Annotated in this window: 12 protein-coding genes; 6 read left to right on the top strand and 6 right to left on the bottom strand. The window is 67.0% G+C overall.

The annotated features are described in order from the left end of the window. Positions 1–5 precede the first annotated feature (5 nt). The 3 genes from BO996_RS26345 (at position 6) to BO996_RS26335 (ending at position 2,821) form a co-directional block, all read left to right on the top strand. The gene (locus BO996_RS26345; protein WP_071956758.1) at positions 6–1,184 is read left to right on the top strand and encodes a deoxyguanosinetriphosphate triphosphohydrolase; all 1,179 of its coding nucleotides are present in this window, start codon (positions 6–8) and stop codon (positions 1,182–1,184) included. Positions 1,185–1,322: 138 nt separating this feature from the next. After that, the gene (locus BO996_RS26340) at positions 1,323–1,943 is read left to right on the top strand and encodes a DUF1415 domain-containing protein (protein WP_012207370.1); all 621 of its coding nucleotides are present in this window, start codon (positions 1,323–1,325) and stop codon (positions 1,941–1,943) included. Further along, positions 1,940–2,821 (top strand): class I SAM-dependent methyltransferase, encoded by an 882-nt coding sequence (locus BO996_RS26335; RefSeq protein ID WP_034396999.1) that lies wholly within the window; start codon positions 1,940–1,942, stop codon positions 2,819–2,821. The genes BO996_RS26340 and BO996_RS26335 overlap by 4 nt, the downstream gene beginning before the upstream one ends. A 20-nt stretch (positions 2,822–2,841) precedes the next feature. On the opposite strand, the gene BO996_RS26330 is transcribed toward BO996_RS26335, so the two are convergent. Beyond that, on the bottom strand, positions 2,842–3,939 hold the full coding sequence (locus BO996_RS26330) for an MBL fold metallo-hydrolase (protein ID WP_071956757.1): 1,098 nt from the start codon (positions 3,937–3,939) through the stop codon (positions 2,842–2,844). A gap of 192 nt (positions 3,940–4,131) precedes the next feature. On the opposite strand from BO996_RS26330, the gene BO996_RS26325 reads away from it, so the two are divergent. The 3 genes from BO996_RS26325 (at position 4,132) to BO996_RS26315 (ending at position 8,149) form a co-directional block, all read left to right on the top strand. Beyond that, positions 4,132–5,547, top strand: a complete 1,416-nt coding sequence (locus BO996_RS26325) for an alkaline phosphatase (RefSeq protein ID WP_071956756.1) — start codon at positions 4,132–4,134, stop codon at positions 5,545–5,547. 191 nt (positions 5,548–5,738) lie between these two features. Next, the gene (locus BO996_RS26320; RefSeq protein WP_071956755.1) at positions 5,739–7,256 is read left to right on the top strand and encodes an alkaline phosphatase; all 1,518 of its coding nucleotides are present in this window, start codon (positions 5,739–5,741) and stop codon (positions 7,254–7,256) included. Between the two features lie 95 nt (positions 7,257–7,351). Next, positions 7,352–8,149 (top strand): hypothetical protein, encoded by a 798-nt coding sequence (locus tag BO996_RS26315; protein ID WP_071956754.1) that lies wholly within the window; start codon positions 7,352–7,354, stop codon positions 8,147–8,149. A gap of 189 nt (positions 8,150–8,338) precedes the next feature. On the opposite strand, the gene BO996_RS26310 is transcribed toward BO996_RS26315, so the two are convergent. The 5 genes from BO996_RS26310 to BO996_RS26290 form a co-directional block, all read right to left on the bottom strand. Next, a complete protein-coding gene (locus BO996_RS26310; RefSeq protein ID WP_071956753.1) occupies positions 8,339–9,346 on the bottom strand; it encodes a Bug family tripartite tricarboxylate transporter substrate binding protein in 1,008 nt (335 codons plus the stop codon). A 163-nt stretch (positions 9,347–9,509) separates the two neighbouring features. After that, positions 9,510–10,250, bottom strand: a complete 741-nt coding sequence (locus BO996_RS26305; protein WP_071956752.1) for an SDR family NAD(P)-dependent oxidoreductase — start codon at positions 10,248–10,250, stop codon at positions 9,510–9,512. Between the two features lie 7 nt (positions 10,251–10,257). Next, positions 10,258–11,469 carry a 3-oxoadipyl-CoA thiolase gene (gene pcaF / locus BO996_RS26300; protein ID WP_071956751.1) on the bottom strand — a complete coding sequence of 404 codons (1,212 nt, stop codon included), beginning with the start codon at positions 11,467–11,469 and terminating at the stop codon, positions 10,258–10,260. Between the two features lie 72 nt (positions 11,470–11,541). Beyond that, entirely contained in the window at positions 11,542–12,201 is a 660-nt protein-coding gene (locus BO996_RS26295) for a 3-oxoacid CoA-transferase subunit B (protein ID WP_198041306.1), read from the bottom strand. A 26-nt stretch (positions 12,202–12,227) separates the two neighbouring features. Beyond that, positions 12,228–12,929 carry a 3-oxoacid CoA-transferase subunit A gene (locus BO996_RS26290; protein WP_012207359.1) on the bottom strand — a complete coding sequence of 234 codons (702 nt, stop codon included), beginning with the start codon at positions 12,927–12,929 and terminating at the stop codon, positions 12,228–12,230. Positions 12,930–12,998: the final 69 nt, after the last annotated feature.

Below are 12,998 nucleotides of genomic sequence, written 5' to 3'. Positions count from 1 at the left end.
ATCGAATGCAGAAACAGGCCCTGGCCCCCTATGCCTGCAACCCGGCGTTCAGCCGGGGGCGGCGTTTCCCGGAGGCGCCTGCGCCCACGCGCAGCGACTTCCAGCGCGACCGGGACCGCATTGTTCATTCATCGGCCTTTCGGCGCCTGGTCTACAAGACCCAGGTCTTCGTCAACCATGAAGGCGACCTGTTCCGCACACGGCTGACGCACTCGCTGGAAGTCGCCCAGCTGGGCCGCTCGGTGGCCCGGTCGCTGCAACTGGACGAGGATCTGGTCGAAGCCATCTGCCTGGCCCACGACCTGGGCCACACCCCCTTCGGCCATGCGGGCCAGGACGCACTCAATGCCTGCATGCAGCCGCATGGCGGCTTCGAGCACAACCTGCAAAGCCTGCGCGTGGTGGACCGGCTGGAGGAGCGCTATCCGGCCTTTGACGGGCTCAACCTTAGCTTCGAGACGCGTGAGGGCATTCTCAAGCACTGCTCGCGCACCAATGCCGAGCACATGGAAGCGCGGGAGCCCGGCGGTGTGGCCCAGCGCTTTTTGCTGGGCCGGCAGCCTTCGCTGGAGGCCCAGCTGTGCAATCTGGCCGATGCCATTGCCTACAACGCCCATGACGTGGACGATGGCGTGCGCTCCGGCCTGATCACCATGGCCCAGCTGTGCGAGGCCGTTCCCCTGTTCGCGCGCTATCACGACGCAACGCTGGCCGAGCATCCTCAGTTGGGCATGCCCCTGGCCGAGCGGCGCCTGCTGTACGAAAGCATCCGCCGCATGCTCAGCGACCAGGTCTATGACGTGATCGCCGCCACGCAGCAACGCATTGCTCAGGCGCGGCCCTGTTCGGTCGATGAGGTGCGCGCACAGGCTGGCCCCCTGGTGGGCTTCAGCGATACCATGAGGCAGCAGTCGCTGCAGCTCAAGCAGTTCCTGTTCCGCAATCTCTATCGCCATGAGCAGGTGAAGAAGACCATGGACGGCGCGCAGCAGGTGGTGGCCGAGCTGTTTGCGGCCTACATGGTGGAGCCCGATCGCATGAAGCCGCGCTTTGTGCAGCGGGCCATGCTGGCCGAGGACGTATCGGCGCGTGCGCGGGTGGTGGCCGACTTCATCGCCGGGATGACGGATCGCTACGCGGCCCGGGAGCATGAGCTGCTGACAGGCCTGCGCCTGCTGGGCTGAGAAATCCGAGCACCGGCATCGCCCGGGCGGCGCGGCTAGAATGCGGACCCTGCGTGACAGGGCAGGGAAGGGTTCCTGGACGGTTTCGCAATGTCTGGGGGCGCATTGCCCCCGTTCGCATTTTTGAAGGGCACAGCCATGACCGATACCAACCACGAGATTCGCGCGGCCGAGTTTCCGCCTGTCACCGTGATCGAGGATACGGTGCACTGGCTCGAAAAGGCCGTGATCGGCCTGAACCTGTGCCCCTTCGCCAAGGGCGTGCACATCAAGGGCCAGATCCACTACACGGTCAGCCAGGCCACCGACGCCGAGGGCGTGGCGGCGGATCTGCACCGCGAGCTGGAGGCGCTGGCCGAGGCCTCGCCCGAGAAGCGCGACACCACGCTGCTGATCCTGCCCCATGCGCTGCAGGAGTTCCTGGATTTCAACGACTTCCTCGAAGTGGCCGACGCCATGGTCGAGGAGCTGGACCTGGGAGGCATCCTGCAGGTGGCCTCGTTCCACCCGCAGTTCCAGTTCGAGGGCACCGAAGCCGACGACGTCACCAACTGCACCAACCGCTCGCCCTATCCCACGCTGCACCTGCTGCGCGAGGACAGCATAGACAAGGCGGTCGAAGCGTTCCCCGAGGCGGAGTCCATCTACGAGCGCAACATGGAGACGCTGGAGAAGATCGGCATCGAAGGCTGGCTGGACATGGGCGTGGGCGCGCGCTGCCCCGTGGCGCATGCAGCCAAGCCGGGCGCAGCCGAATGAAGGCGCGCCAAGGCAAGCCTGCCGCGAAACCCGAGCAGGATGTGACCGAGCAACTGGGCCTCAAGCCCGGCCAGTCCATCGAACTGCTCAAGGCGCTGCACATCCTCACGCGCGAAGGCAAGATCAACCAGGACTCGCGGCGCAAGCTCAAGCAGGTCTACCACCTGTACCAGTTCATCGCCCCCATCCTCGAAGAACTGTCGGCCGACGACCATGCAGTCACCCTGGCCGACCACGGCGCCGGCAAGTCCTATCTGGGCTTCATCCTCTACGACCTGTATTTCAAGCCGCTGGGGCGCGGCCACATCTACGGCATAGAAACGCGCGCGCCGCTGGTGGACGCTTCGCAGAAGCTGGCTGCCGAGCTGGGCTTCGAGCGCATGGGCTTCCTGAACATGTCGGTGGCCGAATCCACGCATGCCGACTTCATGCCTGCGCAATTCGACGTGGTCACGGCCCTGCACGCCTGCGACACCGCCACCGACGATGCCATCGCCTTCGGCCTGGAGAAAAAGGCCAAGGCCATGGTGCTGGTGCCCTGCTGCCAGGCCGAGGTCGCTGCCTGCCTGCGCCAGACCAAGGCGCTGAGCCTGACGCGCACGCCCCTGGCCGAACTGTGGCGCCATCCCATACACACTCGCGAAATGGGCAGCCAGCTCACCAACGTGCTGCGCTGCCTGTACCTGGAAGCCTGTGGCTACCAGGTCACCGTGACCGAGCTGGTCGGCTGGGAGCACAGCATGAAGAACGAGCTGATCATTGCGCGTTACACGGGGCAGAAAAAGCGCAGTGCGGTCGAGCGCATGCGCGCCATCCTGGCGGAGTTCGGCCTGCAGGATGCGATGGCACAGCGCTATCCGCTGCTGCAGGCAGCCTGAGCCGGCTGCCTGCAGCAGTCTCAGGCCCCCGCCACGGCGTGGTACCAGGCGATGCCATCGGCATCGATGCTGCGCTCTACCTGCCCTGCATGCATCAGGTGGTTGAGGCAGGCCAGGCTTTCGCCCGTGGCCATGCCCAGCAGGGCGGGGCTGGATTCGCTGATGGGGCGTGAGAACAGGGCGCCGAAGACATCGACGGCGCGACGCGGTTCGGCCAGTGCGGCCAGCAAGCGGGCGTTGGCGCGCTCCTGGCCTGCGGCCAGTGAATCGATTCGTGCATGCAGGCCGCGAAAGCAATCGCCATGCGCGGGCAGGACGAGCACATCGTCGGGCACTTCGCGCCTGACCTTTTCCAGAGAATCCATCCAGTCGGCCATGGGGTTGGCGTCTGGCTCCATGGCATGGACCGAGACGTTGGACGAGATGCGCGGCAGCACCTGGTCGCCCGAGATCAACAGCTTGAGATCGGGGCAGTAGAGGCTGGCGTGCTCGGGCGAGTGGCCGCTGCCGACCACCACGCGCCACAGGTGTTTTCCTATGCGCAGTTCCTCGCCGTCGTGCAGGCGGCGGTAACTGTCGGGCAGGGCGTGGATGTGCTTGCCGAAGTTGCCGAAGCGGGCGCGGTAGGACTCCAGCGCGCTGTCACTCCAGCCTGCGCGGCGGTAGAAGGCGATGGCGTCGGGCGGCGCCTCGCGGCTGCAGTCCGAGACCACGACGCGGCAGTTCAGATATTCCAGGCGCGTCATGTACAGCGGCACATGGAACTTGCGTGTCAGCCATCCGGCCAGGCCCACATGGTCGGGGTGCATGTGGGTGACCAGCACGCGCGTCAGCGAGCGGCCGTCGGTGGATTGGGAGAACAGCGCGCGCCAGGTGGCCACGCCTTCGTCGGTGCGCGCACCGGTGTCGACGATGGCCCAGCCCTGGCCGTCATCGATGGCCCAGAGATTGATGTGGTCCAGCGCATAGGGCAGGGGCATGCGTATCCAGAGCACGCCGGGTGCGACCTCCAGCGTCTGCCCGCGCTGCGGTGGCGCATCGAACGGGTAGTCGAGCACCGGCTTGGGCGGCGCATCCGTAGCGTGCGAGGCGTTCGGGGCTTGGGCTTTCTGGTCCATGGGGTTCCTTGTTCAGTCGCGGGGGTGGCCGGGTGCTCCCCGGCTGGCAGCGCATCCCCGCAACGATACGCCTGCCGCTGCTGCCTTGCTGTCACGGGCTCGTCACAGGTCGCTCCTACAGTGCACGGGTCAATCAACAGGGGGAGGGCGCGGCCGTGCTGCGGGGTCCCCTGCCTACAGAGGGATATCCGCATGAAATTGAAGATGTTGTGCAGCGCGCTGGCTGGTGCCTCGCTGCTGTTGAGCGCCTGTGGCGGTAGCGACGGTTCGTCCGCAGCCGCTCCGACCAAGAACGTGCTGTTCTTCCTGGGCGATGGCATGGGCATCACCACCATGACGGCCGCACGCATCTACAGCGTGGGCGAAGACGGTGAGCTGACCATGGACAAGCTGCCCGAGACGGCCTTCGTCCACACCTTCTCGAACGACGCCCAGGTGACGGACAGCGCGCCCTCGATGGCCGCCTACATGACCGGCGTGAAGATGAACAACGAAGTCATCTCCATGACGCCCGACACCAAGGCCACGGACGCTGCGGGCAAGGCCTATCACACCAACTACGACAGCACCTGCCCCAGCGGCAACGGCCAGGCCGTTCCCACGCTGCTCGAGCAGATGAAGTCCGCCGGCTACGGCACGGGCGTGGTCTCCACCGCGCGCATCACGCATGCCACGCCGGCAACCACCTATTCGCACGTCTGCCACCGCGATGCGGAGAACACCATCGCCGCGGCCCTGGTGCCCGGCGGCTCCGGCTACAACAGCAAGCTCGGTGACGGCGTGGACGTGATCCTGGGTGGCGGCTCCTACTACTTCACGCCCAAGGCCGACGGCGGCCGCCGCAACGACAGCCGCAACCTGATCGCCGAGTTCAAGACGCAAAAGTACAGCTACGCCGCCAACAAGAGCGAGTTCGACAAGCTGCCCGTGGACGGCAGCAAGATCGCCGGCCTGTTCACCAAGGACCACATGGCCTATGACTTGGACCGCGATGCGACCAAGGAGCCGAGCCTGGCCGAGATGACGGGCAAGGCCATCGACGCACTGTCGGCCAAGAAGAAGGGCTTCTTCCTGATGGTGGAAGGCGGCCGCATCGACCATGCGCTGCACGCCACCAACGCGCGCCGCGCGCTGCAGGACACCGTGGCCTTCGACAACGCCATCCAGACCGCGCTGGACAAGATGGCCAAGCTCGATCCGGGCCTGAAGAACACGCTGATCGTCGTCACCGCCGACCATGACCACACGCTGCACCTGAATGGCTATGCCGCGCGCACCGGCAAGACCGAGGCCGGCAAGCCCGGCGTGCTGGGCTTGGTCAAGAACTACGTGGACGGCAAGGCCTCCACCGATGTGGATGGCAATCCCTACACCATCCTGGGCTTCGGCAACGGTCCCAAGCGCCTGGCCACGCGGGGTCCCATCGACGCGGCCTCGCTGGAGAGCCCCGACTACCTGCAGGAGGCCGTGGTGCCCCTGGCCTCCGAAACCCACGGCGGCGGCGACGTGTTCCTGGGCGCGCAAGGCATGGGTGCCGATACGTTCTCGGGCGTGATCGACAACACCACCGTCTTCACGCTGATCAAGAAGAGCATCGGCTTGCAATGAAACACCCCCTGAGCGACTGCGTCGCTTCCCCCTCTCTCGCTTCGCGGGAGGGGGACGACGCCCTCGCTGCGGGGCGGCCCTTGCTCGGCGTCCGCCGCCTGGGCCACGCCGGTTTCATGCGGTCCTAGCACGCTGTACGACCAGGGTCTTGTACCGCAATCAAGGCATTCAAAGTATTCAAGGAATTCCACATGCATCCGATCCTCCAAAAGACCTCCCTCGCCCTGGCTGCGGCCGGCGCGCTGGCGCTGCTGGCACCTGCCGCCCATGCGGCTGGCGAGGCCAAGAACGTCATCTTCTTCCTCGGCGACGGCATGGGTCCGGTCACCGTGACCGCCGCGCGCATCTACAAGGGTGAGAAGCAGCTGGCTGCCAATCCCACGGCACTGACCAGCAGCGAGCGCGCCACGCTGACCATGCAGTCCCTGCCTTACGCCAGCCGCGTCAAGACCTTCTCGCGCGATGGCCAGACCACGGACAGCGCGCCTTCGATGGCGGCCTACATGACCGGCGTGAAGATGAACAACGAAGTCATCTCCATGTCGGCCGAGACCATGGCCTACGCGGCCAACGGCCAGCAATACATCAACGGCGAGGACACCACCTGCCCGGCCGGCAACGGCCAGCCCGCGCAGACCCTGCTGGAGTTGTCCAAGGCCAAGGGCCGTGCCGTGGGCGCCATCTCCACCACGCGCGTGGGCCATGCGACGCCTGCGGCCACCTACGCCCACATCTGCAACCGCAATGGCTACAACAGCATTGCCGAGCAGTCCGTGCCCGGCCATGCCAACTACAACGCCAGGCTGGGCGACGGCATCGACGTGCTCATGGGCGGCGGCCAGCGCAACTACCTGCCCAAGTCGGTCAACCCCAGCAGCAAGCGCACGGACACGGCCAACCTCGTGGACATGATGAAGGCCAAGGGCTACGCCTATGTCGCCAAGGGCAGCGAGCTGTCGGCTCTGGACGCGACCAAGGCCCCCAAGCTGCTGGGCCTGTTCACGCAAAGCGAAATGGCCTACGAGCTGGACCGTGTCAAGCAAAAGCTGGATGAGCCCAGCCTGTCCGACATGACTGGCAAGGCGCTGGACGTGCTCAGCCGCAATGACAAGGGCTTCTTCCTGATGGTGGAAGGCGGCCGCATCGACCACGCACTGCACGGCACCAATGCCAAGCGCGCGCTGGAAGACACGCTGGCGTTCGACCGCGCCATCGAGACCGCAATGGCCTACATGGAAAAGAAGGACCCGGGCCTGAAGAACACGCTGATCGTGGTCACGGCCGATCACGACCACAACATGGTGTTCAACGGCTACTCCAAGATCGGCAACCCGATCCTGGGCAAGGTGCAGGACTACCAGACCGGCCAGATGGCCAAGGCCCAGGACGGCAAGCCCTACACCACGCTGGCCTTCGGCAACGGCGGACGTCCCAACGCCACGGCCTCCAGCCAGGTCAATGCCGAAGATGGCAACAAGCCCTGGATCGCTCCCACGCGCGGCGCCTCGCGCGACGACGTGACGGCAGTGGACACCACGGACGACAACTACCTGCAGGAAGTCGGCCTGAACCTGGGCACGCCGGGCTCCGAGACCCATGGCGGCGGCGACGTGATGCTGTTCGCCGGCGGCGCGGGCGCCAAGATCTTCAAGGGCACGATGGACAACACCAAGGTGTTCTCCAAGGTCCGCGAAGCCGCTGGCCTGTAATTGTTTCTTCCTTCGTTGGCTGCTTGCCAACCCCTGGCCGGAGCCGTGGCACATGCGTGTGCCCGGCCCCGGTTTTTTCGCATTGGCTGGATTCCATGACGCTTTCCCTTCCGGCGCCGCGCGCGGCGCGCCACATCTACGCGGCCGCGCTGCTGGCCTGTTCCGTCTCCGCAGCATGGGCCGCCGAGCCGGCCAAGGCGGCGGCATCCGCACCCACGGCCGCAGTCCCCGCTGATTCCGTGGCGCGCACCACGGCCGCCGTGCAGGCCACGCCCGAAGCCGACCTGCGCATCACCTACGAAGCCATGAGCGTGGGCAGCGACGGCGTGCAGCGCAGCAGCGTCTATACCAACCGCGTCTACCGCCGCAAGGCCCAGCTGTGGATAGAGCGCGAAATGCCCGCCGCCCTGCGCCAGAGCCAGGAGCACGGCCACGACCATGCCCACGGCCCGCACGCCGGCCACGCCCATGACGAGGCCCGCGCCGCGCCCCTGTCCATCCGCCGTGCCGATGACGGCAAGGTCAGCGTGGAAGTCATCCTGGCCAAGCTGCGGCGCGTCATCAGCGTGGACCTGGCCCACCACGGCAACGTGGGCTACGGCGGCTCCTTCGATAACGTGTACTGGATCGTGCCTCCCACCGCGCTGCAAGGCATGGAACGCGTGGGCAAGCCGCACAACGGCGTGCAGCGCTACCGCGGCACGGCAGGCGAACAAACCACCGTCATCGACTGGGACGTGGCCAACCAGTTCGCCCGCCGCGTGGAGCGCAGCGACTCCCACGGCACCGAGCGCATCGTCGTCACCGCCACCAAGCTCCCCGCCCCGCTGGCCCAGCCCTGGAAGGCCATCGAAGGCTACGACAAGGGCGACTACTCCGATCTGCTGGATTGAGCACCTGACACCCCAATGCAAAGAGCTGCCCGGAGGCAGCTCTTTTTTATTCCCCATTTCAATGCTCAAACGCATGGCGCTGGAAACCGGCGCAGCCTGACACCAGGGGCGCCGAGCAAGAGCCGCCTCGCGGCGATGGCGCCGTCCCCCCTCAGGGGGAAGCCGCGCAGCGGCTCAGGGGGAGGCCAGTTACACCTGCGCTCCAGAGTCTTTTACGACCTTGCTCCACTTCGTCGATTCGGCCTTGATGTAGGCGAGGAATTCGGCCGGCGTGTCGATCACGACATCACCGCCCTGGTCGTTGATCTTCTTAACCACGGCCGGGTCCTTGAGCACCTTGGCAATGGCCGTGTACAGGCGCTGCTGCACGGCGGCGGGCGTCTTGGCCTGGGTCCACAGGCCGAACCACGAAGTGGCCTCGTAGCCGGGCACGCCGGCTTCAGCCACGGTGGGCACATCGGGCAGTTCGGGCGAGCGCTTGGCCGTGGTCACGGCGATGGGGCGCAGCTTGCCCGAGCGCACGTGCTGGATGGCCGAGGGCATGTTGTCGAACATGATGGCGATCTGGTTGCCCAGCAGATCGGTGATGGCCGGGGCGCTGCCCTTGTAGGGCACGTGCACCATGTCCAGGCCCGTCATGGAGCGGAACAGCTCGCCCGACAGGTGGATGGAGCTGCCGCTGCCCGAGGAGCCGTAGTTCAGCTTGCCGGGATTGGCGCGCGCGTAGGCGATCATTTCCTTGACGGTCTTGAACGGCTGGCTGGGGTGGGCCACCAGCAGGTTGGGCACGTTGGCCACGCGCGTCAGGGGCGAGAAGTCCTTGATGGGGTCGAAGCCGGGCTTGGCGTAGAGCGCGGCATTGATGGCATGCGTGCCCACGGTGCCCATGAACAGCGTGTAGCCGTCGGCCGGCGCACGCGCGGCGGCCACGGCGCCGATGTTGCCGCCCGCGCCGGGCTTGTTGTCCACGATCACGGTCTGGCCCAGTTCCTGCTGCAGCGCCTGGGCGACGATGCGCGCCAGGATGTCGGTGGTGCCGCCAGCGGCGAAGGGCACGAGGATGGTGATGGGCTTGCTGGGGAAGCTGTCCTGGGCCAGGGCGGCGGTGCCGGACAGGGCACCGAGGGCGGTCAGGGATGCGGCGGCCAGCGCCTGCAGGCCACGGCGGCGGGTGAAGTGGGTGGTTTGATCGGACATCGAGAGGTCTCCTGATTCGGCAATAAGGTGGATGGCCCAGCCCGGCAGCGCCGGGCTGGGCCAGGGCAAGGCCCTGTGTGGCGCCCGCCTGTGCAGGCGGGCGCTTCCAGTGGTTCTTCTTGAAGGGTGTTGTGCCTGGGAAGGCGTTCGGTCAGACGGGTGGTCAGACGGGCGCCACGCCCAGCGTGGTGCCGCCGCAGATGTAGAGCACCTGGCCGGTGACGAAGCCGTTGTCGGGCGACAGGAAGAACAGCGCGGCACGGGCCACGTCTTCCGGTGTGCCCATGCGGCCCACGGCAATGCTGTTGAGGATGCGCTGGGTCTGCGGCGCGCCCTCGGGGTTGCTCTTGGTGAACAGCTCGGTGGCGATAGGGCCGGGGCCCAGGGCGTTGACCGTGATGCGGTCGCGGCCCAGTTCCATGGCCAGGGTGCGCGTCAGGCCGATCAGGCCGGCCTTGGTCGCCGAGTAGACGATGCGGTCAGGCTTGCCCAGCGCGGCGCGCGAGGACATGTTCACAATGCGCCCCTCGCCGCAGGCACGCAGCGTGGGCAGGAAGGCCTGCACCAGCAGCATGGGCGCGCGCAGGTGCAGTCCCACCACGTCGTCGAGATGCTGGGTGCTGGCGTTGTCGATGGTGCCGGGGCGCGTGGCGCCCGCGTTGTTGACCAGGGCCACCACGTTGTGCGCGGCGGCAATGCGGGCCGCCGCCTCGGCGGTGGCCTGCTCGCTGGTCAGGTCGGCCTGGTAGCTCACCAGCAGAGGGTGGCTCCATCCGGGCAGCACATAGTCGAGGTTGACCACGGCGCGGCCCTGTGCCAGCAGGGCCTCGGCGATGGCGCGGCCGATGCCGTTGCTGGCGCCGCTGACCACGGTGACGGGTGTCTTGTTATCCACGGTGCTCATCGCAGTCTCAGACCTTTTCCAGGATCACGGCAATGCCCTGGCCCACGCCGATGCACATGGTGCACAGCGCGTAGCGGCCGCCCAGCGTGTGCAGCTGGTTCACGGCCGTGGTGGCCAGGCGGGCACCGGAGGCGCCCAGCGGATGGCCCAGCGCAATGGCGCCGCCCCATTGGTTGACGCGGCGGTCGTCGTCGGCAATGCCCAGATCGCGCAGCACGGCCAGGCCCTGCGCGGCGAAGGCTTCGTTCAGCTCGATCACGTCCATCTGCTCCAGCGTCAGGCCGGTCAGGGCCAGCACCTTGCGCACGGCGGGCGCGGGGCCGAAGCCCATGATGCGCGGGGCCACGCCGGCCACGGCCATGCCGACCACGCGGGCGCGCGGCACCAGGTTGTATTGCCTGGCGGCTTCCTCGTTGGCCAGCAGCAGGGCGCAGGCGCCATCATTCACGCCGCTGGCATTGCCGGCCGTCACCGTGCCATCCGGGCGCACCACGCCCTTGAGCTTGGCCAGCGCCTCGATGGTGGTGGCGCGCGGATGTTCGTCCTGGTTCACCACGATGGCGTCGCCCTTCTTCTGGGCAATGGACACGGACACGATTTCCTTGGCCAGGTAGCCGGCCGCGATGGCGGCGGCGGCCTTTTGCTGGCTGGCCAGGGCCATGCGGTCCTGGGCTTCGCGCTCGATCTTGAAGTCGTCGGCCACGTTCTCGGCCGTCTCGGGCATGGAGTCCACGCCGTACTGCTGCTTCATCAGCTTGTTGACGAAGCGCCAGCCGATGGTGGTGTCGTACACGGCGTTGCTGCGGCTGAAGGCGCTTTCTGCCTTGGGCATGACGAAGGGCGCGCGGCTCATGCTTTCCACGCCGCCTGCGATCATCAGGCGGGCCTCGCCCGCCTTGATGGCGCGCGCGGCCGTGCCCACGGCGTCCAGGCCCGAACCGCACAGGCGGTTGATGGTGGCGCCCGGCACATCGATGGGCAGGCCGGCCAGCAGGGCGGACATGCGTGCCACGTTGCGGTTGTCTTCGCCGGCCTGGTTGGCGCAGCCGTAGAGCACGTCGGCCACGGCTGTCCAGTCCACGCCGGGGTTGCGCTCCATCAGCGCCTTGATCGGCACGGCGCCGAGGTCATCGGCACGCACCGGGGACAGGGCGCCACCGTAGCGGCCGAAGGGGGTGCGGATGGCGTCGCAGATGAAGGCCTGGTTGGACTGGCTCATGGTGTCTCCTGGAAAAAGAATGAAGAGGTGCCGGGGTGCGCCGCAGCGCACCCACTGGGGGGAGCTGAGGGATCAGGCCGTGGCCGTCGCGTCCTTGATGGGCAGGCCCACGATGGACTGCAGCTCGGCGTGCGAGAGGCCGGGCACGGTGTCGATCAGGCGCAGGCCCTCGGGCGTGCATTCCAGCGTGCACAGGTCGGTGTAGATGCGCTTGACGCAGGACAGGCCCGTGAGCGGGTAGCTGCAGGCCTCGACGACCTTGCATTCGCCGGTCTTGGTCAGCAGGTCCATCATCACCCAGGTCTGGCGTGCACCCACGGCCAGGTCCATGGCGCCGCCCACGGCGGGAATGGCTCCGGCCTCGCCTGTGCTCCAGTTGGCCAGGTCGCCCGTGGCCGAGACCTGGAAGGCGCCCAGCACGCAGATGTCCAGGTGGCCGCCGCGCATCATGGCGAAGCTGTCGGCATGGTGGAAGTAGCAGCCGCCCGGCAGCAGGGTGACGGGCTGCTTGCCGGCATTGGTCAGGTCATAGTCCTCCTGGCCTTCGGCGGGCGCCGGGCCCATGCCCAGGATGCCGTTCTCGCTTTGCAGGATGACCTCGCGGCCGGTCGGGATGTGGTTGGCCACCTGGGTGGGCATGCCGATGCCCAGGTTGACATAGGCGCCGTCGAAGATGTCTTCGGCCACGCGCCGGGCCAGCTCTTGCTTGCTGCGTTTCTGGTAGCTGCTCATGCTCTTGCTTTCGGCGGTTGGGGCGCTCATGCGGTTTTCTTGAAGCCGCCGGCCTGGGTGGCCACGCGGTCGATCTTCACGATCTGGCTCACGTAGATGCCGGGCGTGACCACGGCCTCGGGGTCCAGCGCGCCCAGCTCCACGATCTCGTGCACGGTGGCGATCGTGTGCTTGGCCGCCGTGGCCATCACGGGCCCGAAGTTGCGGGCCGACATGCGGTAGGTCAGGTTGCCCCAGCGGTCGCCCTTCTCGGCCTTGACCAGTGCCACGTCGCCGTGGATGGGATGCTCCAGCACATAGTGCTTGCCGTTGATCTCGCGCGTTTCCTTGCCGTTGGCCAGCTCCGTGCCATAGGCCGTGGGGCAGAAGAAGCCGCCGATGCCGGCGCCGGCGGCGCGCAGGCGCTCGGCCAAGTTGCCCTGGGGCACGAGTTCCAGCTCGATCTTGCCGCTGCGGTACAGGTCGTCGAACACCCAGCTGTCCACCTGGCGGGGGAAGCTGCAGATGATCTTGCGCACCTGGCCGCTCTTGAGCAGCGCGGCCAGGCCCTGGTCTCCGTTGCCCGCGTTGTTGTTGACCACGGTCAGCTCGCGTGCGCCCTGGGCGATCAGGCCGTCGATGAGTTCGGTGGGATTGCCCGAGGTGCCGAAGCCCCCGATCAGCACGGTGGAGCCGTCCTGGACGCCCGACAACGCCTCGGCGATGGTGTCGGTGATTTTGTTGATCACTTGCTTGTCTCCGGTATGCAGGCCGCTGGCGCTGCGCTAAAATGTTCGTATGTAGAACAAAAGTTCGCA

Origin of the sequence: Delftia sp. HK171, from assembly GCF_001886655.1 — a bacterium.
In the GTDB taxonomy this organism is placed as follows: domain Bacteria; phylum Pseudomonadota; class Gammaproteobacteria; order Burkholderiales; family Burkholderiaceae_C; genus Comamonas; species Comamonas acidovorans.
This window is presented reverse-complemented; position numbering and strand designations above follow the sequence as displayed.